Annotated in this window: 26 protein-coding genes and 1 pseudogene; 8 read left to right on the top strand and 19 right to left on the bottom strand. The window is 70.6% G+C overall.

The features are described 5' to 3' along the window. Nucleotide 1: 1 nt before the first annotated feature. Entirely contained in the window at nucleotides 2-313 is a 312-nt protein-coding gene (locus DV20_RS19960; RefSeq protein WP_043782430.1) for an antibiotic biosynthesis monooxygenase family protein, read from the bottom strand. Between the two features lie 239 nt (nucleotides 314-552). Between DV20_RS19960 and DV20_RS19965 the strand changes: the two genes are divergently transcribed. Then, entirely contained in the window at nucleotides 553-1,941 is a 1,389-nt protein-coding gene (locus tag DV20_RS19965) for an AAA family ATPase (protein WP_043782432.1), read from the top strand. On the opposite strand, the gene DV20_RS19970 is transcribed toward DV20_RS19965, so the two are convergent. After that, nucleotides 1,927-3,333 carry a M1 family metallopeptidase gene (locus DV20_RS19970; RefSeq protein ID WP_043782434.1) on the bottom strand — a complete coding sequence of 469 codons (1,407 nt, stop codon included), beginning with the start codon at nucleotides 3,331-3,333 and terminating at the stop codon, nucleotides 1,927-1,929. The two genes, DV20_RS19965 and DV20_RS19970, sit on opposite strands and share 15 nt — an antisense overlap. A gap of 74 nt (nucleotides 3,334-3,407) precedes the next feature. Here DV20_RS19970 and DV20_RS19975 point away from each other — a divergent pair, with 74 nt between their 5' ends. Beyond that, nucleotides 3,408-4,154 carry an alpha/beta fold hydrolase gene (locus DV20_RS19975; protein WP_043782435.1) on the top strand — a complete coding sequence of 249 codons (747 nt, stop codon included), beginning with the start codon at nucleotides 3,408-3,410 and terminating at the stop codon, nucleotides 4,152-4,154. A 130-nt stretch (nucleotides 4,155-4,284) separates the two neighbouring features. Here DV20_RS19975 and DV20_RS19980 read toward each other — a convergent pair whose 3' ends face one another. The 5 genes from DV20_RS19980 to DV20_RS20000 form a co-directional block, all read right to left on the bottom strand. After that, on the bottom strand, nucleotides 4,285-5,241 hold the full coding sequence (locus DV20_RS19980; RefSeq protein ID WP_043782437.1) for a peptidoglycan recognition protein family protein: 957 nt from the start codon (nucleotides 5,239-5,241) through the stop codon (nucleotides 4,285-4,287). 63 nt (nucleotides 5,242-5,304) lie between these two features. Further along, entirely contained in the window at nucleotides 5,305-6,180 is an 876-nt protein-coding gene (locus DV20_RS19985; protein ID WP_043782439.1) for an HhH-GPD family protein, read from the bottom strand. A gap of 9 nt (nucleotides 6,181-6,189) precedes the next feature. Then, complete coding sequence (locus tag DV20_RS19990; RefSeq protein ID WP_043782441.1) at nucleotides 6,190-7,140, bottom strand: glycosyltransferase; 951 nt, start codon at nucleotides 7,138-7,140, stop codon at nucleotides 6,190-6,192. Between the two features lie 41 nt (nucleotides 7,141-7,181). Next, nucleotides 7,182-7,673 (bottom strand): beta-class carbonic anhydrase, encoded by a 492-nt coding sequence (locus tag DV20_RS19995; RefSeq protein WP_043782442.1) that lies wholly within the window; start codon nucleotides 7,671-7,673, stop codon nucleotides 7,182-7,184. 99 nt (nucleotides 7,674-7,772) lie between these two features. After that, nucleotides 7,773-8,873 carry a LacI family DNA-binding transcriptional regulator gene (locus DV20_RS20000; protein ID WP_043782444.1) on the bottom strand — a complete coding sequence of 367 codons (1,101 nt, stop codon included), beginning with the start codon at nucleotides 8,871-8,873 and terminating at the stop codon, nucleotides 7,773-7,775. Between the two features lie 177 nt (nucleotides 8,874-9,050). On the opposite strand from DV20_RS20000, the gene DV20_RS20005 reads away from it, so the two are divergent. Genes DV20_RS20005 through DV20_RS20015 form a run of 3 tightly spaced genes read left to right on the top strand, consistent with a single transcriptional unit; the run spans nucleotide 9,051 to nucleotide 11,695 of the window. Next, a complete protein-coding gene (locus tag DV20_RS20005) occupies nucleotides 9,051-9,962 on the top strand; it encodes a metal ABC transporter solute-binding protein, Zn/Mn family (RefSeq protein ID WP_043782445.1) in 912 nt (303 codons plus the stop codon). A gap of 2 nt (nucleotides 9,963-9,964) precedes the next feature. Continuing rightward, entirely contained in the window at nucleotides 9,965-10,810 is an 846-nt protein-coding gene (locus DV20_RS20010; RefSeq protein WP_043782447.1) for a metal ABC transporter ATP-binding protein, read from the top strand. A gap of 3 nt (nucleotides 10,811-10,813) precedes the next feature. After that, on the top strand, nucleotides 10,814-11,695 hold the full coding sequence (locus DV20_RS20015; protein WP_043782449.1) for a metal ABC transporter permease: 882 nt from the start codon (nucleotides 10,814-10,816) through the stop codon (nucleotides 11,693-11,695). Here DV20_RS20015 and DV20_RS20020 read toward each other — a convergent pair. Both DV20_RS20020 and DV20_RS20025 read right to left on the bottom strand, forming a co-directional pair. Beyond that, entirely contained in the window at nucleotides 11,692-12,900 is a 1,209-nt protein-coding gene (locus tag DV20_RS20020; RefSeq protein WP_043782452.1) for a DUF445 domain-containing protein, read from the bottom strand. The two genes, DV20_RS20015 and DV20_RS20020, sit on opposite strands and share 4 nt — an antisense overlap. A 40-nt stretch (nucleotides 12,901-12,940) precedes the next feature. Next, nucleotides 12,941-14,113 (bottom strand): DUF445 domain-containing protein, encoded by a 1,173-nt coding sequence (locus DV20_RS20025; RefSeq protein WP_051736069.1) that lies wholly within the window; start codon nucleotides 14,111-14,113, stop codon nucleotides 12,941-12,943. A gap of 163 nt (nucleotides 14,114-14,276) precedes the next feature. Here DV20_RS20025 and DV20_RS20030 point away from each other — a divergent pair, with 163 nt between their 5' ends. The 3 genes and pseudogenes from DV20_RS20030 to DV20_RS20035 all read left to right on the top strand — a co-directional run bounded on the left by DV20_RS20030 (nucleotide 14,277) and on the right by DV20_RS20035 (nucleotide 16,201). Beyond that, nucleotides 14,277-15,194 (top strand): coiled-coil domain-containing protein, encoded by a 918-nt coding sequence (locus DV20_RS20030; protein ID WP_043782457.1) that lies wholly within the window; start codon nucleotides 14,277-14,279, stop codon nucleotides 15,192-15,194. A gap of 184 nt (nucleotides 15,195-15,378) precedes the next feature. After that, nucleotides 15,379-15,468, top strand: a pseudogene (locus DV20_RS47395) (transposase); the annotation flags it as partial. Nucleotides 15,469-15,550: 82 nt separating this feature from the next. Further along, complete coding sequence (locus tag DV20_RS20035; protein WP_043782458.1) at nucleotides 15,551-16,201, top strand: class II aldolase/adducin family protein; 651 nt, start codon at nucleotides 15,551-15,553, stop codon at nucleotides 16,199-16,201. Here DV20_RS20035 and DV20_RS20040 read toward each other — a convergent pair. The 10 genes from DV20_RS20040 to DV20_RS20085 form a co-directional block, all read right to left on the bottom strand. Further along, entirely contained in the window at nucleotides 16,198-16,851 is a 654-nt protein-coding gene (locus DV20_RS20040) for a hypothetical protein (RefSeq protein WP_043782460.1), read from the bottom strand. The genes DV20_RS20035 and DV20_RS20040 overlap by 4 nt on opposite strands. Nucleotides 16,852-16,925: 74 nt before the next feature. Beyond that, entirely contained in the window at nucleotides 16,926-17,564 is a 639-nt protein-coding gene (locus DV20_RS20045) for a hypothetical protein (protein WP_043782461.1), read from the bottom strand. A gap of 2 nt (nucleotides 17,565-17,566) precedes the next feature. After that, on the bottom strand, nucleotides 17,567-18,580 hold the full coding sequence (locus DV20_RS20050; RefSeq protein WP_043782463.1) for a hypothetical protein: 1,014 nt from the start codon (nucleotides 18,578-18,580) through the stop codon (nucleotides 17,567-17,569). A gap of 183 nt (nucleotides 18,581-18,763) precedes the next feature. Next, on the bottom strand, nucleotides 18,764-19,345 hold the full coding sequence (locus DV20_RS20055) for a transglutaminase-like domain-containing protein (protein WP_043782465.1): 582 nt from the start codon (nucleotides 19,343-19,345) through the stop codon (nucleotides 18,764-18,766). A 73-nt stretch (nucleotides 19,346-19,418) separates the two neighbouring features. Beyond that, nucleotides 19,419-20,024, bottom strand: coding sequence for a histidine phosphatase family protein (locus tag DV20_RS20060; protein ID WP_043782467.1), 606 nt, complete (start codon nucleotides 20,022-20,024; stop codon nucleotides 19,419-19,421). 55 nt (nucleotides 20,025-20,079) lie between these two features. Beyond that, nucleotides 20,080-20,433, bottom strand: a complete 354-nt coding sequence (locus tag DV20_RS20065) for a hypothetical protein (RefSeq protein ID WP_043782468.1) — start codon at nucleotides 20,431-20,433, stop codon at nucleotides 20,080-20,082. A gap of 13 nt (nucleotides 20,434-20,446) precedes the next feature. After that, nucleotides 20,447-21,880, bottom strand: coding sequence for an MBOAT family O-acyltransferase (locus DV20_RS20070; protein ID WP_043782470.1), 1,434 nt, complete (start codon nucleotides 21,878-21,880; stop codon nucleotides 20,447-20,449). 53 nt (nucleotides 21,881-21,933) lie between these two features. Next, nucleotides 21,934-22,890: a 23S rRNA (guanosine(2251)-2'-O)-methyltransferase RlmB gene (gene rlmB / locus DV20_RS20075; RefSeq protein ID WP_043782471.1), complete on the bottom strand. Its 957-nt coding sequence runs from the start codon at nucleotides 22,888-22,890 to the stop codon at nucleotides 21,934-21,936. Between the two features lie 29 nt (nucleotides 22,891-22,919). Then, a complete protein-coding gene (cysS, locus tag DV20_RS20080) occupies nucleotides 22,920-24,308 on the bottom strand; it encodes a cysteine--tRNA ligase (RefSeq protein ID WP_043782473.1) in 1,389 nt (462 codons plus the stop codon). Between the two features lie 43 nt (nucleotides 24,309-24,351). Beyond that, entirely contained in the window at nucleotides 24,352-25,038 is a 687-nt protein-coding gene (locus DV20_RS20085; RefSeq protein ID WP_043782474.1) for an HAD family hydrolase, read from the bottom strand.

Consider the following 25,038-nt stretch of genomic DNA (forward strand, 5'->3'; position numbering starts at 1 on the left):
CTCACTCACCCGGCTGCGAACCGAGGACGACCTCGAACTCCAGCAGGTTCGCGCCGGTCGACACGGGCTTGGCGCGCTCGCCCGAGTGCGCCGCCGCGGCCGGGCCGCCCTTGGCCCACGACTGGTAGTGCTCCTCGGACTCCCACTTCGTGTACACGAAGTAGCGCGTCTCGCCGGAAACCGGCCGCAGCAGCTCGAAGCCGAGGAAGCCCGGCTGCTCGTCGACGGCGTGCATGCGCGCGGCGAACCGCTTCTCCAGCTCGGGGCCGGCGCCCTCGGGAACCTCGATCGCGTTGATCTTCACGACACTCATGGCTGCCACCCTAGTGCCGCGGCGGCCGGCGTCCGCCTGATGGCGCGGGCGTGCGGCAGACGTCTCCGGCAGCGCACTCGAGACCGAGCTCGCCTCGTCGGCGGGCCGGTGCCGCACGACGACCAACGGCCCCGCCGGGCCGGCGAGGCTCGTGGGGTGCCGAGCCGAACACGCCCGCCTGCCCTGACGAGCGCGGCACGGGGGTGGCCACGAGGTGTGACCCGTGCCACTGTTGAGGGATGGGGAGTACCGAGCGCGCCCTCGCCGCCGACCTCGCCCGGATCGTTCGCGCCACCGCGGACGAGGTCGCGAGCGGCCAGAGCGGCGAGCTGATCGAGCGGGTGACCGGCCACCTGGGGGCGCCGCTGCCGGAGGTGGTGGTCGTGACCCGCAACTGGCCGATGTGGGAGCACGCCAACCTCCAGCGCGGGGTCGACGCCTACCTGGCCGAGCACGGCACGGCCGTGGACTGGTTCGGCATCGCCGGTGGCCAGCGCACGCACGAAGACCTGATCGGGATGCTCGCGGTCGCGCGCAGGCAGGGCATGTACGAGCTCGGCTCGGTGGACTACACGACCACGGCGACCGGGCCGGAGGACGCCATCGAAGCCGTCCAGCTCGGGCTGGCCGGCACCACCGGGCCGGGCGGGCAGCCGGTGCTGCTCGCCATCCGCGGCGCGAACCCGCAGTGGGGGCTCGAGCAGTGCCGGCTGGAGGTCCTCGCGACGTCTCGCGTGACCGCCACGGAAGTGCGCGACCGCGTCGAGCGGCTGATGGCCGAGCACGACTTCCTGCGGGGCCAGGTGGTGGCCTTCGGCACCAGTGAGCACCGCGGCAACGAGCTGCTCACGTTCCTCCCGCGGCCCACGCTGACCGGCGACGACGTCGTGCTGCCGGACGGCGTGCTCGAGGCGATCGAGCGGCACACGGCCGGCGTCGCCGAGCACGGCGAGCGGCTGCTGGCCGCGGGCCAGCACCTCAAGCGCGGGCTGCTGCTGCACGGCCCGCCCGGCACCGGCAAGACGCACACGGTCCGCTACCTGATGAGCCGCCTGCCGGGCACCACGGTGATCATCCTCACCGGCACGGCGATGAAGCTCGTGGGCAAGGCGGCCGAGCTGGCGCGGCGGCTGCAGCCGAGCATGGTCGTGCTCGAAGACGTCGACCTGATCGCGCAGGACCGCAGCTACGGGCCGGTGGTCCAGCCGCTGCTGTTCACCCTGCTCGACGCGATGGACGGCGTGGGCGGCGACGCCGACGTGACGTTCCTGCTCACCACCAACCGGGCGAGCGAGCTGGAGAAGGCGCTCGCGGACCGGCCGGGCCGCGTCGACCTCGCCGTCGAGATCCCGCTCCCGGACGCTCCCGGCCGCGAAGCGCTGCTGCGGCTGTACGGGCGCGGCCTGAAGCTGACGGCGGACCTCGGCCCGGTGGTCGAGGCGACGGAGGGCATGACGGCGTCGTTCGCCAAGGAACTGCTGCGGCGAGCGTCGCTGCGGGCCCTGGCCGCTCGCCCGGACGAGGACGTCGTGGTCGGGGACGCTGAGCTGACGACGGCGTTGCGGGAGATGCAGGACGCCCGGAGTGCGCTGACGCGGTCGTTGTTGGGCAGCTCAGCTACGCAGTGAGCCGGGGAACAGGTCCGCGTCCGCGGGGAGCTTCGTGCCGCGGAACCAGGTGTCGAAGAACGCTCGCAGATTCTTGCCGCTGATCCGCGTCACCATCGCCTCGAACGCGGGCCAGGTCGCGTTGCCGTGGCGGTAGCGGGCCGGCCAGTCGTGCAGCAGCTTCGCGAACGCCGGGTCGCCGATCTCGCGGCGCAGGGCGTGCATGGCCAGGATGCCCTTGTTGTAGACGCCTTCGAACTCGTGGCCCTGGCCCATGCCGACCAGCTTCTGGCCCCAGAAGTCCGTGCTGGCGTGGGTGATCTCGATGGCCGCGCGGTAGCGGTCGTCCAGGTTCTGGCCCTCGCGCTCCGCCCACAGCCACTGCGAGTACGACGCGAAGCACTCGTTCAGGCAGATGTCGGACCAGTTCGTGAGCGACACCGAGTCGCCGAACCACTGGTGGGCGTTCTCGTGCACCAGGGTCGGCAGGTCGGCCCACTTCGCGTACGTCGGCCGGGTCTGCGACTCGAGCGAGAACGGGACGTTCTCGTTCAGGTAGATCCCGCCCGCCGCCGATTGCGGGTACGGGCCGAACTTGCCGGTCAGGAAGCCGAGTACCTCCGGCAGGCGGTCGCCGATCGCGCGGCGGGCCTCGGCGCCCGGTGCGTACGCCGAGACCACCGGGGTGCCGTCGGGCAATGTCGACCTGTCGACACCGAACTTGCCGATCGTGATCGTCGTCAGGTAGCTCGCCACCGGGTTGGGCTCGGTCCAGGTGCCCGGCGGGCCCTCACGGCCGTTCGAGACGACCGTCCAGCCCGCCGGGACGTGCGCGGTCAGCGTGAAGGTGGCCTTGTCGCGCGGGGTTTCGTTGACCGGGTACCAGAACGCCGCCGAGTGCGGCTCGCCGACCATGTACGCGCCGCCGTCGGCCGAGTGCCGCCAGCCGTTTTCGCTGCCGCCGTCGTGTGGTGTCTTGGCCGGGTCGCCGCCGTAGCGCACCCGCGTGCGGAAGGTCGTCCCCGCCCGGATCGGCTCCGGCGGGGTGACGACCAGTTCGAACGCCTTCTCGCGGCGGAACTTCGCCGGCTTGCCGTCGACTTCGACGCCGTGCACGTCCAGCCCGCGCAGGTCGAGGTCGAACCGGCCGAGGTCATGGGTGGCCCTGGCGGTCACCGTGGTGTCGCCGTCGAGGTGCCCGCTCGGCGGGTCGTACTTCACGTCGACCTGGTAACCGAGGGCGTCGTAGCCGCCGTTGCCGTCGTCCGGGTAGTACGGGTCACCCGCGCCGGACGCGCCCGGCACCGGGTGCATCGGCGGCGACGGGGGTGCCGCGGTGACGGCGTCGCCGCCGCACACCACGGCGAGGACCGCCGCGGCGCAGACGGCCAGTGCGGTCAGTCGGCGGCGCATACGACCACCATAGGTTATCGAAAGCGATCGGTTGATCACGTTCCGCACCAGGGGTTTTGTGGTTAGGTGACCGCGTGCTCTGTTTCGGCGGCAGCGGTGTGCCGATCGTTCTGCTCCACGGCCTGATGGGCCGCGCGCGGACGTGGTGGCGGGTCGCGGAGTGGCTCCGGCCCTACGGCGCGGTGTACGGCCTCGACGCGCGCGGCCACGGCAACGCCCCACGCGTCGGCCCGTGGACGACCGAGCGCTTCGCCGACGACGTCGCCGAAGCGCTGCGGAGCCTCGAGGCCGGCCCGGCCGTGCTGATCGGGCATTCGATGGGCGGCCTGCACGCCTGGGCGACCGCCGCGCGGTACCCGGAGCTGGTGCGCGCGGTCGTCTCCGAGGACTTCGCGCCGGACCAGCGCGGCCGGACCGTCGAGACGTGGCGCGGGTACTTCGAGAGCTGGCCGGTCCCGTTCGGCTCGCTCGACCACGTCCGGGAGTTCTTCGGCGACGCGGGCGAGTACTTCACGGACTGCGTCGAGGAGCGTGACGACGGCTTCCACCTGGTCGCGGACCTCGAGGACCTGTACGTCATCGCCGCCGAATGGGGCCGCCGGGACTACTGGGACGTCGTCGAGGCGATCCGCTGCCCGCTGCTGCTGGTCGAAGGCGAGCACACCGCCATGCCGCCCGGCCAGCAGGCGCTGGTCGCCGACCGCGTCCCGGGCGCGCGCCACCTCGTGATCCCGGGCTCGGCCCACCTGCCCCACGACGAAGCCCCGGAGACCTACCGAGGCGCGGTGGAGGCCTTCCTCAGCCGGGTACTGGCCCGCTGAACCGGACGACACGCGTGATTGCCGGGTCGACACGCGTGATCAGAGGGACGACACGCCGAACGCGCCGTTGAGCCGCCGTGTCGACCCTCAAATCACGCGTGTCGACCTTCCAGTCACGCGTGTCGACCCTTCAAGCACGGGCGAGGTCGGCTCGCCAGGCTGCTGTCGAACGGTCGGACGGGACGATCAGGGGCCAGACGTCCGCGCCGAGGAAGCCCGTTTCGTCGGTCACCTTCGTCGCGGTGCACGTGTGGCGGGCCAGGCCGGCCTGGGCGGACAACACGGCTACTGCGTCCTTTGTGGACTTTCCGAAGACGCCGTCGGTGGGGACGTCGAAGCCGGACGCGCGCAGGAACTGCTGCGCCAGCTGGACCTTCCGGCCCGCGTCGCCCGGCTTCAGCAGTGGCCACTCGGCCTCGGCACGCGTCACCGCGACGCCGAGGACGCGGCCGACGGCAGTCCGCAGCTCCGGCAGCCGGTTGTAGAGCACCTGGCCGGGGCACTCGGTCGAGTTGAAGTCGCGGTGGCCCTTGATGAACTCCGGCGCGATGCCGTACTGGCTCGCGATGTAGGCGACGAGCGAGACCAGCGAGTTCCACAGGGCCGGCGGCACGTCCACCGTGCTGTAGAGGCCCTCGTTCTCGATGCCGATGACCTCGCTGTTGTGGTTGCCGACGTTCGCGCCCAGCACGTGCTGGGTGCCGCCGCGCAGGATTTCCAGGCTGCGGTGCCGTCCTTCGGTGATGAACCCGCCGCGGCTGTTCGTGAACTGCTGGCCGCTGTCGATCCAGCCGTTCTTGTCCATGTGCAGGTTCTGGATGAATCGCGAGACGTAGTACGCGCGCGCCAGCGAGAAGTCGTCGTTCATCGGCGGGTCGACCGCGTGGTGCACGACGATGTAGGTGGGCTTGTGGTTCTCCACCACGATGGTGCCCGTGGCGGGCCGCGCGCCCCAGTCGGACGTCGGGTGGATCGCCGAAACCGGAACGGCCGCCGTGGCCGTCCCCGTGGTCGTCATCCCCAGTGCGCCGGCCGCGGTCGCGGTCACCCCCGCCTTCAGCAGGGTCCGGCGGTCAACAGTGACCATGCGTGAAACGGTAACTCCGCACCGCGCCGATGACAACTATTGACCAACTTTGGTAGTAGCGCGTCAGTGTTCACCCGGCAGGGCGAAGAGGCCGTCGCGGGTCTGCTCCAGCAGGCCGTCGACCAGCAGGGAGTCCAGGCAGCGGTCGCGCTGGCCGCCGTCGTGCCAGACGAGGTCGAGGCGAGCCTTGTCGACCGGGCCTTCGCTGCCGCGCAGCACGTCGAGCAGCCGCCCGCGGACGTACCGGTCGGTGCCCGCGTACCGCTGCACCGGCTTGGCCGGGCCGGCGTACTCCGGCCGTCCGGCGAGCTGCCACGCGCACTCGTCGTGGATCGGGCAGTCCGCGCACTTCGGGGCGCGCGCGGTGCAGATCAGCGCGCCCAGCTCCATGATCGCCGCCGAAAACCGGGCCGCGGGCGCGTCTTCGGCGGGCAGCAGGGCCTCGACGTCGGCCATGTCGCGGGTGTTGGACGCCGGCCCGGCGTCGCCGGCCCCGTGCACCGCCCGCGCGACGACCCGCCGCACGTTCGTGTCGACGACCGGCGCGCGGCGCCCGTAGGCGAACGCGGCGACCGCCCGCGCGGTGTAGGCGCCGATTCCGGGCAGCGCCAGCAGAGTGTCCACATCGGACGGAACGACGTCCCCGTGCTCCTTGGCGATGACCCCGGCGGCCTCGTGCAGCCGCAGCGCCCGGCGCGGGTAGCCGAGCTTGCCCCAGGCCCGTACGACCTCGCCCGGCGACGACGCGGCCAGCGCCGACGGCACCGGCCAGCGCGCCATCCACTCGAGCCAGATCGGCTGCACCCGGACGACGGGGGTCTGCTGGAGCATGATCTCGCTGACCAGGACACCCCAGGCCGAGCAGGTGGGCTCGCGCCACGGGAGATCCCGGCCGTGCGCGGAGAACCAGTCGAGCAGTACGTCAGCGTCCACAGCCACGCCGGGAGGCTACTTCGCCCGCTTCGGCAGCTCTCGGGCGACCTCGGCCGGGGAGGGCATCGCGGCGATCTCGGCGGCGATCGCGCGGGCCGCCTCGCGGCACGCGGACGCCTTCCGGGCCTGTTCGGCGACGGCGTCGGCGGTCAGCTCGCCGGGCGCGAGCCGCACTGCGGCCCCGGCGGCCACGAGCGCCTCGGCGTTGGCGAACTGGTCGGCGCCCTGCGGCAGGACCAGCTGCGGCACGCCCGCGGCGAGCGCGCCCAGTGTGGTGCCGCTGCCTCCGTGGTGCACGACCAGCTCGGCGTGCGGCACCACCGCCGCCTGCGGCACCCAGGCGCGCAGGGTGACGTGGTCCGGCACGGGGCCGAGGTCTTCGGGACGCACCCGGCCGGTGGCCACCACGACCGGCACGCCGAGCGTCGCCAGCCCGCGGATCGCCGTCGTGAGCACCTCGGGGGTGCCGAACGCGGTGCCGAGGGTCAGGTAGACCAGCGGCGGCCGGAAGTCGCCGGGCTCGGAGAAGGGCACCGGACGCAGGGCGATGCGCTGGGCGGTCGCGAGGAAGTCCGCCTCCTGCAGGGACGGCGGACAGATGTCCAGGTGCACGCCGCCGGCGGGGCGCTCGAACCCGATGCCGCGCGGGAACATCCGGCCGAACCCGTGCCAGAGCGCCGGGACGCCGGCGCGTTCCGCGGCGACAGCCGCCTCCGGGACGCCCCACCCGTGCACGACCAGGTCCGGCCGCAACCGCGTCAGTTCCGGTTCGAGGTCTTCGGCGTAGATCTCGTAGAACGAGTCCGCGGGCCGGAACGGGTTGAGCCCGAGCCGGCGCAGCGGCGCGTGGACGTGCTCACCGGCGGCGAAGTGCACCTCGTGCCCGATGTCCCGCGCCGCGACCGCGAGCGGGACCATCGGGTACGTGTGGCCGGCGGACGCCAGCCCGGCGAACAGAATGCGCATGTCGTCCCCATCCAGATGTCACCATCATCTGGAAGAGAATGCTACTGGACCTCGGTGAGCTTCCCGGTCTTCACGTCGTAGACGAACCCGCGCACGTTCTCCGTGTGCGGCAGGTAGGCGCTGCGCCGCACCCGCTCGACCGACGTGCGGACGCTGTTCTCGACGCTGCGGAACGCCTCGACCGACCACGTCGGCCGCAGGCCGGTGTCGTTTTCGAGTTCGTCCTTGAAGTCGTCTTCGGTCACCATCGAGAGGCCGCACTCGGTGTGCTGGACGATCAGCACCTCGCGCGTGCCCAGCTTGCGCTGCGAAAGCGCCAGCGAGCGGATCATGTCGTCGGTCACCACACCGCCCGCGTTGCGGAGGACGTGCGACTCGCCCTGCAGCAGGCCGAACAGCTCGAACACCCGGATGCGGGCGTCCATGCAGGTCAGGACGGCCACCTGGAGCGACGGCTTCGGGGACGACCGGTCGCCGGGCGTCACCTCGCCGAGTTCCTGGTTGCGCTTGAGCAGTACGTCGATCGAGGTCATCGGTCACCTTCCGGCCAGTGGCCCCGCGGCGCGGGCGTACCACTCATTTGACCCGGTCAGCGCCCCGATGAGCAATGCGTTACGGGCAATGTCACGAGGTCAGCCCCCGAACCACGGCTCCTCGACGGTCCGCGGCGGCGCCGACGTCCGCCCGATGCGCAGCTCGGTCGGCAGGGTGATCGTCTTCGGCGCACTGCGCTCGCCCGAGCTGAGCAGCAGCCGTCCGGCTGTCTTGCCCTTCTCCAGTACCGGCTGGTGGACCGTGGTGAGCCCGATCCGCTCGGCTTCGGCGATGCCGTCGAAGCCGGTGACGGTGAGGTCCTGCGGCACCCGCAGCCCGCGCCGCTCGGCCTCGGCCATGGCGCCGAGCGCGAGGATGTCCGAGGTGCAGATCACCGCGGTGATCTGCGGGTAGGCGTCCAGCAGCTGGCGGGCCGCGGACGCGCCGTCGTCCACCGTGTGGTCGAAGCGCTCGACCACCGGCACGCCCGCCCAGTCGACGCCCGCCGCCGAGAACGCGACGGCCAGTGCCTCCAGCCGGGTGCGCTGGACGTGGAAGTGCGCGCCGCTCTGCCGCGTCGCGGAGACGAAGTCGTCGTTGCGCTCGCGGGCCAGCCGCATGCAGATGACGCCGACCTGCCGGTGCCCCAGCGACACCAGGTGCTCGGCGATCTTGCCGACGGCCGCCGCGTCGTCCGGGCCGACGCGGTCGACGCCCTCGAGGCTCGGCTGGTCGATGATCACCGTCGGCACCGGGCGCTCCAGCACGGCGGCCAGGTGCGGGTCGTCGTCCGGGACGGAGTAGACGACGAAGCCGTCGACGCCCGCGCGGTGCACCGCGGCGACGTCCTCGCGGCCCGGGCTGGCCGGCACCAGGTGCAGGCCGACGCCGGCGTCTTCGCAGGCCAGCGCCAGTCCTTCGAGGACACCGACGGCGGCGGGGTCGCGGAAGGCGTAGGAGAGGTTCTCGGTGAGCAGCAGCCCGACCGCGCCCGCCTTGCGCGTGCGCAGGGAGCGGGCGACCGGGTCGGGGCCGGGGTAGCCGAGGCGCCGCGCGGTCTCGAGGACGCGGCGGCGCAACTCCGGACTCAGCTGGTCCGGCCGGTTGTAGGCGTTGGACACCGTGGTCCTGGACACACCGAGCTCCGCCGCGAGCGACGCCAGTGTCGCCTGCCTCCGGGTGCGAATAGGACGGCCCATCCGCAAACCGTAACGGTTCAGATCGGTTTCCTGAAGAGACACCCCGCGTGGTCGATGTCTCGATCCGCATGCGCGAAGTCGCATACACCAAAGCGGGATCTGGCGGCCAGAAAGTCATCCGGATGGGGTAAGGTGAATCTGACAACGGTTTCCATTAGCGTCTCCAGGAGTCTCCAGATGAGTTCCCGCCGCACCAGAAGCGTGCTCGCCGCCGCTTCGGCCCTGTCCGTCTTCGCGTTGGCCGCGTGCTCCGGCGGGACGTCCTCCGACGGCGGCGGGGCGCAGGCGGGCAGCGACGCCAAGATCAAGGTCGTCGCGTCGACCGACGTCTGGGGCAGCGTGGTCAGTGCCGTCGGCGGCGACAAGGTCGAGGTCAGGTCGATCATCCACGACCCGTCCGCCGATCCGCACTCGTACGAGACGACGGCGGACGAAGCGCTCGCGGCGAAGGATGCCCAGCTGCTGCTGTCGAACGGCGGCGGGTACGACGAGTTCTTCGGCAAGCTCACCGAGCAGGCGGGCAGCGCGAAGAAGCTCGTCGCCTACGACATCGCCGCGACCGGCGACGAGAACGAGCACGTCTGGTACGACCTGCCCGGCGTCGACAAGGTGGCCGACCAGCTCGCGACCCAGCTCGGCGAGCTCCAGCCGGCGTCGAAGCAGCAGTTCGCCGACAACGCGACGGCGTTCAAGGCGAAGGTCGACGCCCTCGAGAAGCGCCTCGAAGAGCTGGGCGCCACCCACCCGGGTACGAAGGTCGTCGTGACCGAGCCGGTCGCGCACTACCTGTTGGCGAGCGCGAAGCTCACCGACGCGACGCCCAAGGCGTTCTCGGACGCGGTGGAGAACGACACCGACGTCCCGGCCGACGCGGTCAGTGCCTACAAGCAGCTCCTCGCGGCCAAGCAGGTCAAGGCCCTGATCAACAACGAGCAGACCGTGACGCCGCTGACCCAGGACGTCGTCAAGCAGGCGAAGGACGCCGGCATCGGCGTGGTCGGCGTGACCGAAACGCTCCCGGCGGGTGTGACGGACTACATTGGCTGGATGACCGGGGAAGTCGACGAGCTGGCTGGGGCGTTGAAGTAGCCATGTCACCCGTATCCGACGACGTACGCCCCGCGGTCCGGGTCCGCGGGGCGGGGCTCGCGTTCGGTCCCCGCACCCTCTGGTCCGGGCTGGACCTCGTCGTCGAGCCGGGTGAGTTCCTCGCCGTGCTCGGCCCGAACGGCTCCGGCAAGAGCAGCTTCCTGAAGGCGCTGCTCGGCATGCAGGACCTGTCGGCGGGCACGGTCGAGATCGCGGGCGGCCGCCCCGGCGGCGCGAACCGCAAGGTCGGCTACATCCCGCAGCAGCGCGCGATCGACGAGTCGCTGACGCTGCGCGGCGTCGACCTGGTCGGGCTGGGCCTCGACGGGCACCGCTGGGGTCCGGGTCTGTTCGGCATGGCGGCACGACGTCGTCAGGTCGCCGCGGCCGTGTCCGCCGTCGGGGCGACCCGGTACGCGAAGCAGCCGGTCGGCCGCCTGTCCGGCGGCGAGCAGCAGCGGCTGCGGGTGGCGCAGGCCCTGGTCGGCGACCCCGAGGTGCTGCTCTGCGACGAGCCGCTGCTGTCGCTCGACCTGGCGCACCAGCGCGCGATCAGCGAGCTGATCGACTCCCGGCGGCGCGCGGCCGGCACGGCGGTGCTGTTCGTGACGCACGAGATCAACCCGGTGCTGCCGTTCGTCGACCGCGTGCTGTACCTGGTCAACGGCCAGTTCCGGATCGGCAAACCGGACGAGGTGATGACCACGTCGACGCTGTCGGAGCTGTACGGCACCCGCGTCGAGGTGCTCAAGGTCGGCGGCCAGATCCACATCGCGGGCGCGCAGAGCGCGTTGTGCGAGGCAGAGCCGCACCACCACGAACACGACGTCGAAGAGCAAGTGGGCTGAGTCTTGGATCTGTTCGACTTCGGCAAGACCTGGGAGCTGATCACCGAGCTCGACGGCGTCCGGACGGCGCTGCTGGCGGCGGCGATCCTCGGGCTGGTGGCCGGCGTGCTGGGCCCGCTGATCGTGATGCGGCGGATGTCGTTCGCGGTGCACGGGACGTCCGAGCTGGCGTTCACCGGCGGCGCGGCGGCCCTGCTGCTGGGCATCGGCGTCGAGTACGGCGCCCTGATCGGCGCGGTGGTGGCGGCGCTGCTGCTGGGCATCCTGGGTGCCCGCGACGCCGACCGCGACTCGGTGATCGGCGTGATCCTGTCCTTCGGGCTGGGGATGGGCGTGCTGTTCCTGTCGTTCTACAAAGGACGGTCCGGGAACAAGTTCGGGATCCTGACCGGCCAGATCATCACGATCGACTCGACGAACCTGACGTTGTTCGTGGTGTCGTCGGTGGTGGTGCTGGCGGTGCTCGGGCTGGTGTACCGGCCGTTGCTGTTCGCTTCGGTGGACCGGAACGTGGCCGTGGCGCGCGGGGTCCCGGTCAAGACCCTGACCGTGGTTTTCGCCCTTTTGGTGGGTGTTTCGACCGCGCTGAGCGTGAAGGTGGTCGGTTCCCTGCTCGTGGTCGCCTTGATGGTGACGCCCGCCGCGGCCGCCGCCCGCGTGACGGCGTCGCCGTGGAAGGCGACGGTGCTGTCGGTGGTCTTCGCCGAGGTGGCGGCGATCGGCGGGATCGTGCTGTCGCTGGCGCCGGGATTGCCGGTGAGCGCGTTCGTGACGGCGATTTCGTTCCTGATCTACGTGGTGTGCCGGGTGCTCGCGTGGCGGCGCGACCGCCGGACCCGGGTCCGCTCGGTGGACCCGGCCCCCGACCTGGTCGCCGCGGCCTAACCCAGCATCAGCAGGACCTGCAGCTCACCCACGACGAACCCGATCACCCCGCCGACGGCGATGAGCTTCCACTCGTCCTGCCGGAACGCCGGCCGCAGCAGTCCCTCGAACTCCAGCGGGGTCAGCGCCAGCATCCGCTGCTCGATCACCTTCGCGACGTCCATCGCCTCGGTGAGGTAGCCCTCGGCGTACCGGGCCGTGTCCGGCAGCTGTTCGAGGGCCTTGCGGGCCGCCGCGTGCTTCATCTCGCGCAGACGTGTGCCGCCGACCGTCCAAGCCAGGGGCATCTGCTGGTCGACCGCTTCCGAAACGAGGTGCTCGACCAGGGCCGCCAGCCGGTCCGCGCGAGGGCCGCGCAGGACCGCGTCGAGGAGGTTCTGGACCGTCAGGACCTCGTTCGCGATCAGCTCGCCGTACTGGCGCGCCACCTCCGCCCGGCGGCGCTGGAACTTGCCCTGGAGGATCACCCGGCCCACGCGCACCGGCTCGCGCGGGACGAAGATGAGCTTGATCGCCAGCCAGTCGGTGAACAGCCCGATCACGCCGCCGAAGATCGGCAGCACCCACGGCTCGCGGGTGACCGCCCACACGATCGTCTGGACGAGCCCCAGCCCGAACCCGAAGTAGATGCCCATCCGCGCGATGAACGCCATCTCGGGCCGGGACGTCTCGCGGATCAGCCGGACGAGGAGCGCGCGATCCCGGGTCAGCCGCTGGACCGTCATGTGCTGGACGTCGAGCACCTCGTCGAGGTTCTCCCGGACGTCGTCGAGGAACTCCCGCACCAGCCGCGGTGCCGACGCCTGGACCTGCTTGATCAGCATTTCCTGCGCCAGCGTCGGCAGCACCTCCCACAGCCGCGGGTGGTGCTCGGCCAGTACCTCGCGCGCGATGTGGTCCACCGCGCGCAGCAGCGGCTGCTCCAGCTCGCTGGTGATGATCACCGGGTCGATCCGCCCGAGCACCTCGCGCAGGTCGAGCAGGTTCGCCGTCAGCAGCTCGGTCGCGACCGCGGCCATCCGCCCGCCGTGCTTCGGGACGACGCCCTGCCAGCCGAGCAGCGGCGGGATCCCGACGAAGTCCAGCGGCCGGAACATCATCTCGATGGCGACGCGCTTGGTGACGTACCCGATCAGCGCGGCGATGAACGGCATCGCCGCGTAGAGCGGCCAGTGCAGGGCGAGGTCGTGCGGGACAGCGCCCATGCCGACCTCCCTCACCGTGCCGAGATCGAAACCGTACCGGCTACCCGAGCAGAGCCAGCACCTGCAACTCGCCGACGAGCCCGCCGATCACCGCGCCGACGGCGATGAGCTTCCACTCGTCCTGCCGGAACGCCGGCCGCAGCAGCTGCTCGAACTCGAGCGCGCTCAGCTTCTTCATCCGGTCGACGATCGTGTTGCGCACGTCGAGCGCGTTGGTCGCGTAGTCCTCGGCGTGCCGGATCGTCTCCGGGACGCGTTCCGCGGCCTTCGCCGCCGCCGTCTGCTTCATCTCCTGGAACCGCTTCGTGCCGACGGCCATCGCGACGAACGGCTTGACGACGCTGGCCTGCGCGTCGATCGTCTTCTGCACCTCGCGGGTGATCATCGCGAACAGCCGGTCGGACTTCGGGCCGCGCAGCACCGCTTCCAGCAGGTTCGGGATGGTGATGATCTCGCGCGCGATCATGTCGCCGTAGTCGGCGGCCACCTGGTCGCGGCGCTTCTGGAAGACGCCCTGCCAGGTGTAGCCGCCGAAGAACCGGTTCGGCTCGCGCGGCAGGAAGATCATCTTGAGCGCCAGCCAGTCGGTGAGCCAGCCGATGCCGAGGCCGAACAGCGGCAGCACGACCGGCGACTTCGTCAGGGCCCACACGACGAGCTGGACGCAGCCGAGGCCGAACCCGAACGCGATGCCCGAGCGGGCGATGAACCGCATCTCGGGCCGCGAGATGTCCCGGATCAGCCGGTTCAGCAGCGCCTTGTCGCGGACCAGGTTCGTCACGACCATGTGCTTGAGGTCGAGGACGTCCTCGATGTTGCCGGCGATCTCCCGCATGATCTTGGTGATCGCCTTCGGCGCCTCGGCCTGGACGCGCTTGAGCAGCAGCTGCTGCGCGCTGCTGGGCAGCACTTCCCACAGCCGCGGCTGGTAGGTCTCCATCACCTCGCGGGTGACGTCTTCGACGACCCGCAGCAGCGGCTGCTCGATCTCCTTCGCCACCTCCGCCGGGTCGAGCCGGGCGAAGATCTCCTTCGGGTCGACGAGGTTGGCCGTCAGCATCTCGGTGGCGGTGGCCGCCATCCGCTCGGCGTTCGCCGGCAGCACGCCCTGCCAGCCGAAGGGTTTCACACCGACGAACTCCAGCGGCCGGAACATCATCTCGATGGCGACCCGCTTGGTGACGTACCCGATCAGGGCCGCGATGACCGGCATGGTGACGTACACCTGCCAATGCGTGCCGAAGTCCACGCCGGGCACGTTAGCCGCTCGCGATCCGACCAGCCGGGAATGCCATGCGTCACGGCCGGTTACCGAAATAGTGATGCATCCGTTTGGCGGTACGTCTCCACGGACCCTTGCTCATTAAGGTGGCCCGATGGCCGCGCCTGAGAAGCCCCAGTCCGCCCCGAAGACCGCCCAGTTCGCCGTGGGTGTCCGCGGCTACAACCAGCGTCAGGTCGACGAGCGTCTCGCCGAGCTGACCAAGGAGATCCGGGAGGCGTCCCGCAGCCGCGACGAAGCCGTCGCGACGTCCTCGGACCTCTCGAAGGCCCTCGCGTACGCGCAGAAGGAGCTGGCCGAGACGAAGGCCGCGCTCGCGCGGATGAGTTCGAGCCCGTCCGGCGCCGGCGCGATGGCCGAGCGCGTCCGGATGATGATGCAGCTCGCCGAGGAGGAGATCGCGGACCTGCGATCGGCCGCCGAAGCCGACGCGGCGTCGACCCGCGACCAGGCCGACAAGTACGCGCACGAGACCCGCCGCACGGCCGACAAGCTGGCGAAGGACGCGGAGGAGGAGCGCGCCCGCCTGCTGTCGGCGGCGAAGGCGGAGATCGAGAAGCTGAACGCGGCGGCGGGCGCGAAGAGGGTCGAGCAGGCGGCGGCGGCCGAGCGGGCCCGCAAGGAAGCGGACGCGGCGGCCGAGGCAGCGGCGGCGGCCCTGCGCGAAGAGGCGGACCGCAAGGTGGCGGACGAGCTGGCCGCGCGCAAGAAGGCCTTCGAGGAGGAGTTCGCCCGCAAGAAGCAGGAGACGGAGGCGGCCCTGGCCGCGGCGCAGGCCCAGCAGGCGACGGCGGACCAGAACCGGAAGCTGGCACTGGACCTGCGCGCGAAGGTGGCGGAGCGGATCGCCGCGACGGACGTGGCGGTGAAGGAAGCCATGCGGCTGCTGGCGCCGGTGGATGAGGCCGCTCCGGCGAATGGGGACCGGAAGCCTTCTCCTGCTCCTGTCTCTGCTCCGAAGTCTGCCGCGGCTTCTGCTGCTCCGGCGGCTCCTGCTCCGGCGAAGGCGTAGTTATCCACATCGGCTTGGGTTGTCCACAGATTTGGGTTGTGGGCGTTTTTGCAGGCCAGGGCCGGTAGACTGGACTTGGGACGCCCCCCGGGACGGGTGGGGGCGTGTCTGGGCCAGGGTGGTGGGCATGACTGGCGCCCCCAGTCGAGTGCATGATCCGGGTCGCCAACTGCGCCTCCTCCGGCACGTGGCCGCCTACGTCGGCATCGCCCCCGTCCCCCGCAGCTCCGGCACCAGCATCGAAGGCGAACACTCCGCAAGGACCGGCAACCGCCACCGGCCCCCGCCGCGGCTTGACAACCACAAGGGACACCCCCGGGGACGGGTGGGGGCGTGTCTGGGCCAGAGTGGTGGGCATGATCCTCGAGACCGAGCGGGCCGCCGTGTGTGCCTATGCGCGCCGGATGGTCGGTGACGGCCTGGTCGTCGGCACCTCCGGCAACGTCTCCATGCGGGCCGGTGACCTCGTCGCCGTCACGCCCACCGGGGTGGCCTACTCGAGCCTCACCCCCGCCGACATCCCGATCGTCGATCTCGGGGGGCAGGTCGTCGACGGCTCGCTCAAGCCGACCAGCGAACTACCGGTGCACCTGTCCGTGTACTGGGACGCTAGTGACCGGGACGGGGAGCCCGTGACCGCCGTCGTGCACACGCACTCGCCGCACGCCACCGCCGTCTCGACGCTCGTGCGGGAAGTGCCGCCGATCCACTACATCGTCGCCACCATCGGGCCCTCGGTGCGCGTCGCGCGCTACGCCACCTACGGCACGCCGGAGCTCGCGGCCGCCGTGCTGGAGGCCCTCGAGGGGCGCCGTGGCTGCCTGATGGCCAACCACGGCACCCTCACCTACGGCGACGGCCTCGAGGCCGCCTACCACCGCGCCCAGCAGCTCGAATGGGCCTGCCGCGTGTGGCTGCTCGCGCAGAGCGCCGGCCGGCCCAGCCTGCTGCCGCCGCCCGAAGTGGCCAACGTCGTCGAACGGCTTCGCGGCTACGGGCAGGGTTAGGAAGCGACCGCCTCCAGCAGTTCGACCACCGTCGGGTCGTCGACCGCCTCCTTGATGCACTGCCACAGCTGGAGGTTCGCCGTCGCCCAGCGCGAATACGTGGCCGCCGCCTCCGGGTTGTAGAAGTAGTAGCCCTCGTCGTGGACGTCGCACTGCTCGCCGACGATCTTGTGGGCCAGCTCGCGCAGGCTCAGGCCGTTCTCGCGCAGGTACCGGTGCGCCAGCACCACCGGCGTCACCGGCAACGCCTTGAACAACGTGTCCGCGTCGCTCAGTGCCTGCGCCTCCAGGGAAATGTCCCGGCCGCGGGTGGCCATTTCCGCTTCGTCGACGATCTCGTCGATCCACCGCGCGATCCGCGGTGGGACGCCGCATCCGGCGAGGATTTCCAGCCGCAGGCTCCGGCCCGCCGCGGCGGCTGAGTTCCGGAGCACCAGGTAGTTGACGTCGTGCACCAGCGCGGCCACCTCCACCACCGCGACGTCGGCCCCGTTGTGGCGGGCGAATGCGGCCGCCTTCGCGCGGACGAAACTCACGTGGTGCCAGCCGTGGAACTGCAGCCGATCGGCGTACTGCCGGCAGAGCCGGTGGACCCTTTCTTCGACGGCGTCGACGATTACGTGGTCGATCGTGCTTTCCTGCGTGCGCATACACCTCTCCCATCCCGGCCGTGGTATTTCAGACGGGTGGAGTAATGGTAAGCGCCGCTGACGCCGGTGTGTAGCTAGATGCGGTCGGCCAATTCCCCCAATCGGACCTCTACCGGAACGTGACGATGACCGATTCCGCTGGCCGGGTCGAAAGACAGGCTGAAACTGCTCACCGGGCGTGATTTCACGAGGAAAGTCATCGTTCCGTCGGCCGCTTCGGGGATCCGGTGGAATTCGTCGGCCAGCATGGTGGCGCAGGCTCCCGCTTCGCACCGCGTCCGGCGGCGCAACCGCGCGGACGCGATCAGCCCGGTGCCGGCGTCGATCGTCGTTTCGTATCTTTCGTGCAGGTAGTCACCACGGAGGATGGTGGTGCAGAAGTGGTACCTGTGGTTGTGCACGGAATCCGCGTACCCCTCCCGCCAGTCCTGCTGCGCCTTGTATTCGTGCAGCCAGAAGGAAAACGGGTCGGACGGCGAATCGAGCAGGCACCAGGCGAAGTGCGTGGTCGTTTCCCGCGACGAGCGCAGGACCTTGGCGGCCTGCGCGGCGGACAGCGCGCGGAGCTGCGTGCGCAGCTCCTCCCGCAGCCCGGGCTGGGCGGCCCACGGCCGGAACCAGCCGTCGACCGCGCGCCAGTCCGCGGCGAGCGGGAACCCGGCCGTGCGCAGGCGCGTGGCCAGTTCGGAAAGGGGGGACAGGCGGGTGAGCAAGGTCAGCTCCCTAGCTCGGCGACTGCGGAGAACTCCGCGCGGAAGGTGTGGAACTTGGCCTCCAGTTCGCGGAACTGCTCCTCGGACAACGGGGATCCGGTGATCTTCTCGAACAGCGCCAGGAAATCCGTCCGCGTCGTCGCGGACGTGATGCGGAAGTGGCGGCCGGTCCGGGACTGCGAGACGCGCACGAACTCGGCGCGTTCCATGTTGTAGAGGAAGGAACCTTCGGTGAACCGCAGGGACCGCGGGTACAGCTTCGTCGCGCCGCGGACGTCGCTGTAGAGCGACACCCACACGCTGTCGTCGAACATCTCGAGCCGGTCCAGCGGCGGGTCGGCGACCACGGTGATGTCGACCGACGCGCAGCGGCTGCGCGCCAGGAAGAGGCCGACGAGGCCGATCCGGATCTCTTCGTCGAGCCGGGTCTGGATCTGTTCGTAGTCGACGTCGGCCGCCTCGCGGCGCAGCAGGTACCGCGCGCGCCCGCTGATGGAACTGGCGTCGCGCGGATCGGCGATGACCGCGCGCAGTTCCCGTTCGGTGCGGGAAAGCAGCAGGCGGGCCGCCGCGTGCCGGCCGGAGAAGCCGCGGAAGAAGTACTGCCGGGTCGCGTCGAGGTCGGCCATCAGCGCGCGGTTGAACGCGGGGTCGGGATCGGTCGTCGCCTCGAACACGTCGGTGGGGAAGAACTCCTTGTTCAGCGCGCGGTATTCGGCGCTCAGGTCCTCCAGCGCGCGCCGGCTCTCCTCGATCACCGGTGTCACGAGCGCCTTCTGCGACGCGCTGGCGGTGATCAGTGTCTGGCCGAACCCGACGATCGCGGAGATCAGGGTGCCGGTGCCCAGCGACGTCACCAGGTTCTTCCCGGTGCCGTTGTCCATCAGGCCGGCGATCCACAGGCTCAGGCCGGCGACCACGACGAGCACCGTGAGGAGCAGGGTCGTCCTGGTCCAGAAGATCTCTTGCAGTGGGGTACGGCGGAGGCGTCCGCCAGCCGCGGCCACGTGCTTCACCTCCCTCGAGCCACCCGAACGGACGTATGCGTAAAGTGTCTGTTCGAGCGCGGGGAGTCACTTTACGCGCCTCGCGGGGTGTGCGAAATAAGAAGTTCGGGGGACAAGACTGACGGACAGACGTCACTCTCGGCAATAATTCACCGAGTGGACCGGTTTTCCGAAAACGCGGGAAAACCATGATCAAAGCGTGCGCGGCAGCCCCTTTTCGTACCAGCCGGGGCCGGGTTGGGCGGTCATCAGGAAATCCACGACGACCGGTGCGGGCGCCGGGTGGATCTCCGGGTGATCGCGCTCGCCGCGGGCCGGGTCGACCGGCCAGGCCAGTTTCTCCACGTCGAGCGAAAACTCCCCGCCGGCGCCCGTGCGGTTGCCGCGGGCGTCGAGCCTGGACCAGTTGCCGTGCAGGTACACGGCATTCAGCCCGTGCAGCGCGGAGAGCTCCTGGTAGCAGAAGCCGGCCGGGATCCCTTGTGCGCGCAGCAAAGCAGCCAGCAGGTGCGCCTTCGCGTGGCAGATGCCGACGCGTTCGCGCAGGACGTCCGACGCCCGCCAGGTGACCCGCGGGTCGGCGGCGTCCATGACGTGTTCGACCTCGTCCCGGACGAAGAGGAAGGCGGTTTTCGCGGCTTCGACCGGATCGCCGTCGCCGGGGCGCAGCGCGTCGGCCAGCGCGCGGATCGCCGGGTGCCCGTGATCGACGACGGTGTCGGCGGCGAGGTAGTCGCTCAGCCGATCGGACGTGGGCGTTGGCGCGGGGTTCATCCGCGCATCCTGACAGGTGCGGCCATTCGGGCGAGACCCGTTTTCGCGGGTGGCCACGCTTTGTGGTCGGCGATTACGGAACGTAGAAATCGGGTGGGAAGCCGGTCCAGCGCAGTTCCGCGGGGAGGTGGCTCAGGTCGTTGTACGTCAGCAGCGCGGCGGGGCGGCCCGGGGAGTAGCGGATGACGGTCAGGCCGGCGTGGGCGTGGGTCAGGGTGAGCCAGCGCCACGGCGGCGCGTCCTGGGAGGCGCGGATGAGCCAGCCGACGACGAAGTTGTGCGTGACGACGACTTCGTAGCGCGGCTCACTGCCCGGCACGGGGCCGGTGAAGCGCCGCTCGGCCTCGGCGGCGAGATCTTCGTCGGCTGGGGGGAACTGGCGGGTGAAGGCCAGCAGGAGGTCGCCGGAGGTCTCGGGGAGTTCCTCGCGCCTCGGCGTGTACGGGACGAAGTCGTCTGCCGCTTTGTCGACGTGGACGGGCACACCGGGGAGCTGGGCCGCGACGAGGTGGGCGGTTTCCGTGGCGCGCGGAAGAGGACCGTGGTGGATCGAGGTGACCGGGACGTCGCGGAGGCGCCGGCCGAGGAGGATGGCTTGCCGTTGACCGGCTTCGGTGAGTCTTCCGTTCCGCGCCGCTTCCGCGTGGCGCGTGAGGAAGAGGTACCGCGTGGTCAGCACCGGTCCAGGGTGGCACGATTGGGCCGTTCGGGTGAGCGGGTTGGGGATACTCGCATCAGCCGATCGGGACGAGGGCGCCTTCGGGACGCTGGCTCGGCACGAACTGGGCCATCAGGCGCATCGGGGCGGGGTGAGGGGCGAGGACGATCGAGGCGAACGGCGTGATCGTGAGGTCCTGGCCGCTGTTCGTGTGGAGGTGGACGCTCACGTGGACGTTGCGGTCGGCGGGGATTTCGAAGGAGATCGAGCCCCAGGAGACGATGTACTGGCGGCCGTCGATGCTCGCGATCGGTGCGTAGGCGCGGACGGTGTGGCCCAGGTGAGGGATCTCGACCGTGAGGAGACGGCGCGGGCCGTCGTGGTGGTCCACGTACGGGATCACGCCGGGGGTGGTGGAGAGGTCGGTCATCGGTCGTCTTCCGTCAGAACTGGTAGTACAGGAAGGGGCTGAACGTTCCGGTCGCGATCAGGATCGCCGCGTACAGGAGCCCGACCGTCATCACCCCGATGCGCAGTGCCGTCGCCGGGCGGCTTCTCGATGACTCCAGGAGTGGTCCGGTCACCGGGTGGGCCGGGAGGAGGAACACCGCCAGTGCGGCCAGGAGGAGGACCAGGCGCTGGTTGGTGAAGGCCTGCTCCACGCTCGTTCCCAGGCCCTCGAGGTCGGGGATCAGCATGTGGCCGATCATCGACAGGGCGTGGCCCAGGTCCGGGGAGCGGAAGAACACCCAGCCGAACACCACCAGCAACATCGTCAGGGCTCGGCGCAGGTAACGCTTCCACGGCGTTGCCGGGTCCAGGTCCAGGCCGAAGCGGCGCTCGATCACCAGCAGGGCTCCGTGGTAGCAGCCCCACACCAGGAACGTCCACTGGGCTCCGTGCCAGAAGCCCGTCAACACGAACACGATGCACAGGTTGCGATACGTTCTGGCCGCTCCCTGGCGGTTGCCGCCAAGGGGGATGTACACGTAGTCGCGGAACCAGCGGCTCAAGCTCATGTGCCAGCGGCGCCAGAACTCCGTGATCGTCACCGAGGAATACGGCCTGGCGAAGTTCTCCGGCAGCCGGAAACCCAGCATGCGGCCGAGGCCGATCGCCATGTCCGAATAGCCCGAGAAGTCGAAGAACAGCTGGAGGGTGTAGCCGATCGCTCCCAGCCAGGCCGTCGCGAACGTCATCTGGTCGGGGGGGACCTTGAAACACGCGTCGACCAGGGGGCCCAGCGAGTCCGCGATGATCGCCTTCTTGCACAGGCCGAGTGCGAACCGGGGGAAACCCGCCGCGATGTCGTCGAGGCGGTGGGAACGCTGCTGGGGGAGCTGGTCGGCTATCTCGCGGTACCGGACGATGGGCCCGGCCACCAGCTGCGGGAACATCGCGATGTACGCCGTGAACGCCACCGGGTTGCGCAGGGCCTGCCGCTCGCCGCGGTAGATGTCCACCACGTACGAGATGTGGTGGAACGTGTAGAACGAGATGCCGATCGGGACCACCAGGCTCGCCACCGGCACGCTGCCGCCGAACCAGTGGGCCACCGCCGCGATCTGCTGCGTCGCGAACCCCGCGTACTTCCAGATCAGCAGCACCGCGACGTCCAGCGAGACGACCGCGATGAGGATCCTGCGCCGGCGGACGCCGTCGACGTCCCACGGGTTCGGGGCCAGGAGCGGCCCGGCCAGGAAGTTGACCACCATGCAGCCGAGCAGCAGGAGGACGAACCCGCCCGCGCCGATCGTGTAGAACAGCAGGCTGGCGACCGCGATGATGCCGTTCCGCCAGCTCCGGGGACACACCAGCACGGCGATGAGCACCGCCGGCATGAAGTACCACAGGAAGAGCGGCGAAACGAACGACATCGGGTCCCCTCGGTTTATCCGACGGTGACCTTAACCCGACCGGGTGGTCTTCGTCAGACCCGCCCGGCGGCACGGCGGCGGCGTGCCACCTCCGCGAGCAGCACGCCCGCCGCCACCGAGGCGTTCAAGCTCTCCACGCCCGCCGCCATCGGGATCGACACCGTCGCGTCGCACGTCTCGCGCACCAGGCGGGACAGGCCGCGGCCCTCCGAGCCCAGCACGATGACCAGCGGGTCCGCCGCCAGCTCCAGCTCGTCGATGTCCACCGAGCCGTCGGCGTCCAGGCCCACCAGCATCAGGCCGTCGTTCGCCCACGCCTTGAGCTGACGCGTCAGGTTCGTCGCCACCGCGATCGGCAGCTTCGCCGCCGTGCCCGCGCTCGTCCGCCACGCCACCGCCGTCATGCCCGCGCTGCGCCGCTCCGGCAGCAGCACGCCGTGGGCGCCGAACGCGGCCGCCGAGCGGATCACCGCGCCCAGGTTGCGGGGGTCGGTGACGCCGTCGAGCGCGACGAACAGCGGCACCTCGCCCGAGTTGCGGGCCACCGCCATCAGGTCGTCCGGGTGGGCGTACTCGAACGGCGGGACCTGCAGGCCCAGGCCCTGGTGCACGGCCCGGTTGGTCTTGCGGTCCAGCTCCTCGCGCGGGATCTCCAGGATCGAGATGCCCTTGTCGCCGGCCAGCCGGACGGCGTCGTTCACGCGGTCGTCGATCTCGATGTTCAGCGCGACGTACAGCGCCGTCGCCGGGACGCCGGCGCGCAGCGCCTCGACCACCGGGTTGCGCCCGGCGATCAGCTCCGGCTTGTCGGCCTTCTTCTGCCGGGCCTGGTCACGCTTGGTCGCCGCGTTCGCCGAGCGGTAGGCCTTGTGCCCGGGGCGGTCCTCCGCCTTCGGGGTCGGGCCCTTGCCTTCGAGGGCCTTGCGGCGCTGACCGCCCGAGCCGACGACGGCACCCTTCTTGGTGCCCGCCTTGCGGATCGCGCCCTGGCGCCGCGAGTTGCCTGCCATGGTGAAAGTTTCCTTGCTTTATAACGAGTTCAGTCGGACTTCACAGTCCACTGAGGACCGTTGGGGGTGTCCTCCACCACGATGCCCGCCTGCTGGAGGCGGTCACGGGCGGCGTCCGCGCGGGCGAAGTCCTTCTCGGCGCGGGCCTGCTGACGCTCGGCCAGCAGCCCTTCGACGATCCGGGACAGCGCTTCTTTGGTGGGCGTGTCGGAACCGCCCGCCTCGGACCAGCGCGCGGACAGCGGGTCGAGGCCGAGCACGTCGGTCATCGCGCGGACGGCCGCGGCGAATTCGAGTGCCTTTGAGGTGTCGCCCGCGTCGAGGGCGGCGTTACCGTCCCGGACCGTGGTGTGGACCACGGCGAACGCCTGCGGGGTGGCGAGGTCGTCGTCGAGCGCGTTCGCGAACGCCTCCGGGATCGTGCCGACGCCGACCGAGCCCGACTGCGCGGCGCGACGCAGGAACGTCTCGATCCGCCGGTAGCCCTGCGCGGCCTCGGAGACCGCGGCGTCGGAGTACTCGATCGTCGACCGGTAGTGCGGCTGGACCAGGTAGTACCGCAGCTCGGGGGCCCGGTAGCGCTCCAGCATCGCGGGGATCGACACGGTGTTGCCGAGCGACTTCGACATCTTCTCGCCCGACATGGTCACCCACGCGTTGTGCAGCCAGAACCGCGCGAACGCGTCGCCCGCCGCGTTGGACTGGGCGCGCTCGTTCTCGTGGTGCGGGAAGACCAGGTCGATGCCGCCGCCGTGGATGTCGAACTCCGCGCCGAGGTACGCCGTCGCCATCGCCGAGCACTCCAGGTGCCAGCCCGGCCGGCCCGGCCCCCACGGCGTCGGCCACGACGGTTCGCCCGGCTTCGCGCTCTTCCACATGGTGAAGTCGCGCGGGTCGCGCTTGCCGCGGGTCGGCGTCTCGCCCTGCTGGACGTCCTCGAGGACCTGGCCGGAGAGCTTGCCGTAGTCGTCGAACGACTTCACCGAGAAGTAGACGTCGCCGTCCGCCACGTAGCCGTGGCCGTTCTCGATGAGGCGCTCCATGAGCTCGACCATCTGGGTGACGTGCCCGGTCGCGCGCGGGTTGATCGACGGCGGCAGGCAGCCCAGCTGCTCGTACGCGGTCTCGAAGGCGCGCTCGTGCGTCGCGCCCCACTCCCACCACGGCCGCTCGTGCTCGGCGGCCTTGGTCAGGATCTTGTCGTCGATGTCCGTGACGTTGCGGACCAGCAGCACGTCGAGTCCACTGTGGACGAGCCAGCGGCGCAGGACGTCGTAGTTCAGGACGCCGCGGACGTGCCCGATGTGCGGAACGCCCTGCACGGTGGCACCACACACGTAGATCGACGCCGTTCCGCTACGGACGGGGTGGAACTCCCGCACGCTCCGGGTCGCTGTGTCGAAAAGGTGTAGGGCCACCCTCGAAGGGTACGGGGTCCGGCGTGAGGGACGTCTCTGGCCCTCAGGCGACGCCGAAGCGGCGCAACGCCGTGAGCAGGGCGTCCGGCCGGTCGGCCGTGGGCAGGGGGTCGACCAGCGCGAACTCGCAGCCCAGGGCGCGGGCGCCGCCGTCGGCCTCCTCGCTGTCGCCGACCATCAGCGTCTCGGTGGCCGGGACACCGAGGGCCTCGACGGCCTTGCGGAAGATCTCCAGCTCGGGCTTGACCGCGCCGACCTCGAAGGACAGCACGAACTCGTCGACGTAGGCGTCCCACCCGCGGGCGGTGAAGGCGGGCCGGATGTCGAAGGCGATGTTGCTCAGCACGCCGACCTTCAGCCCGCGCTCGGCGGCGGCCTTGAGCGCCGCCTCCGTGTCCGGGTACGGCGTCCACTGGCTGGGATCGATCAGCCGCTCGTACAGCGCCTTCGCCTGGCCGGCGTGCGGGACGCCCGACTTCTTGAGCACCTCGAGGTAGACCTTCCGGTGCAGTTCCGGATCGCGGTCGCGGTGCTGCCAGGCGTGCACGTGCTCGGCGTCGAGCTCGACGACCTGCCCGACCGGCGCGGTCATCCGGCGCATCAGCTCGGCCTGCGCCTCGATGTCCAGCGGCTCGCCGTCGTGGTTCGTCAGTTCGGTGAGCCAGGACTCGTCCTGCTCGAGCCGGAAGAGCGTGCCGGAGTAGTCGAACAACACCGCCCTGATCGTCAT

Source organism: Amycolatopsis rifamycinica (assembly GCF_000695625.1).
GTDB lineage: Bacteria > Actinomycetota > Actinomycetes > Mycobacteriales > Pseudonocardiaceae > Amycolatopsis > Amycolatopsis rifamycinica.

Coding starts and splice junctions, on each gene's coding strand:
- DV20_RS20025 (WP_051736069.1), bottom strand. CDS start 14,113: ATGCCGGTCATCGCGGCCCTGATCGGGTACGTCACCAAGCGGGTCGCC.
- DV20_RS19990 (WP_043782441.1), bottom strand. CDS start 7,140: ATGCGCATTCTGTTCGCCGGGCTGGCGTCCGCCGGCCACACGTACCCG.
- DV20_RS19965 (WP_043782432.1), top strand. CDS start 553: ATGGGGAGTACCGAGCGCGCCCTCGCCGCCGACCTCGCCCGGATCGTT.
- DV20_RS20020 (WP_043782452.1), bottom strand. CDS start 12,900: ATGGGCGCTGTCCCGCACGACCTCGCCCTGCACTGGCCGCTCTACGCG.
- DV20_RS19970 (WP_043782434.1), bottom strand. CDS start 3,333: ATGCGCCGCCGACTGACCGCACTGGCCGTCTGCGCCGCGGCGGTCCTC.
- DV20_RS20055 (WP_043782465.1), bottom strand. CDS start 19,345: ATGAACCCCGCGCCAACGCCCACGTCCGATCGGCTGAGCGACTACCTC.
- DV20_RS19980 (WP_043782437.1), bottom strand. CDS start 5,241: ATGGTCACTGTTGACCGCCGGACCCTGCTGAAGGCGGGGGTGACCGCG.
- DV20_RS20030 (WP_043782457.1), top strand. CDS start 14,277: ATGGCCGCGCCTGAGAAGCCCCAGTCCGCCCCGAAGACCGCCCAGTTC.
- DV20_RS20005 (WP_043782445.1), top strand. CDS start 9,051: ATGAGTTCCCGCCGCACCAGAAGCGTGCTCGCCGCCGCTTCGGCCCTG.
- DV20_RS20000 (WP_043782444.1), bottom strand. CDS start 8,873: ATGGGCCGTCCTATTCGCACCCGGAGGCAGGCGACACTGGCGTCGCTC.
- DV20_RS19995 (WP_043782442.1), bottom strand. CDS start 7,673: ATGACCTCGATCGACGTACTGCTCAAGCGCAACCAGGAACTCGGCGAG.
- DV20_RS20040 (WP_043782460.1), bottom strand. CDS start 16,851: ATGCGCACGCAGGAAAGCACGATCGACCACGTAATCGTCGACGCCGTC.
- DV20_RS20010 (WP_043782447.1), top strand. CDS start 9,965: ATGTCACCCGTATCCGACGACGTACGCCCCGCGGTCCGGGTCCGCGGG.
- DV20_RS19960 (WP_043782430.1), bottom strand. CDS start 313: ATGAGTGTCGTGAAGATCAACGCGATCGAGGTTCCCGAGGGCGCCGGC.
- DV20_RS20085 (WP_043782474.1), bottom strand. CDS start 25,038: ATGACGATCAGGGCGGTGTTGTTCGACTACTCCGGCACGCTCTTCCGG.
- rlmB (WP_043782471.1), bottom strand. CDS start 22,890: ATGGCAGGCAACTCGCGGCGCCAGGGCGCGATCCGCAAGGCGGGCACC.
- DV20_RS20035 (WP_043782458.1), top strand. CDS start 15,551: ATGATCCTCGAGACCGAGCGGGCCGCCGTGTGTGCCTATGCGCGCCGG.
- DV20_RS20070 (WP_043782470.1), bottom strand. CDS start 21,880: ATGTCGTTCGTTTCGCCGCTCTTCCTGTGGTACTTCATGCCGGCGGTG.
- DV20_RS20065 (WP_043782468.1), bottom strand. CDS start 20,433: ATGACCGACCTCTCCACCACCCCCGGCGTGATCCCGTACGTGGACCAC.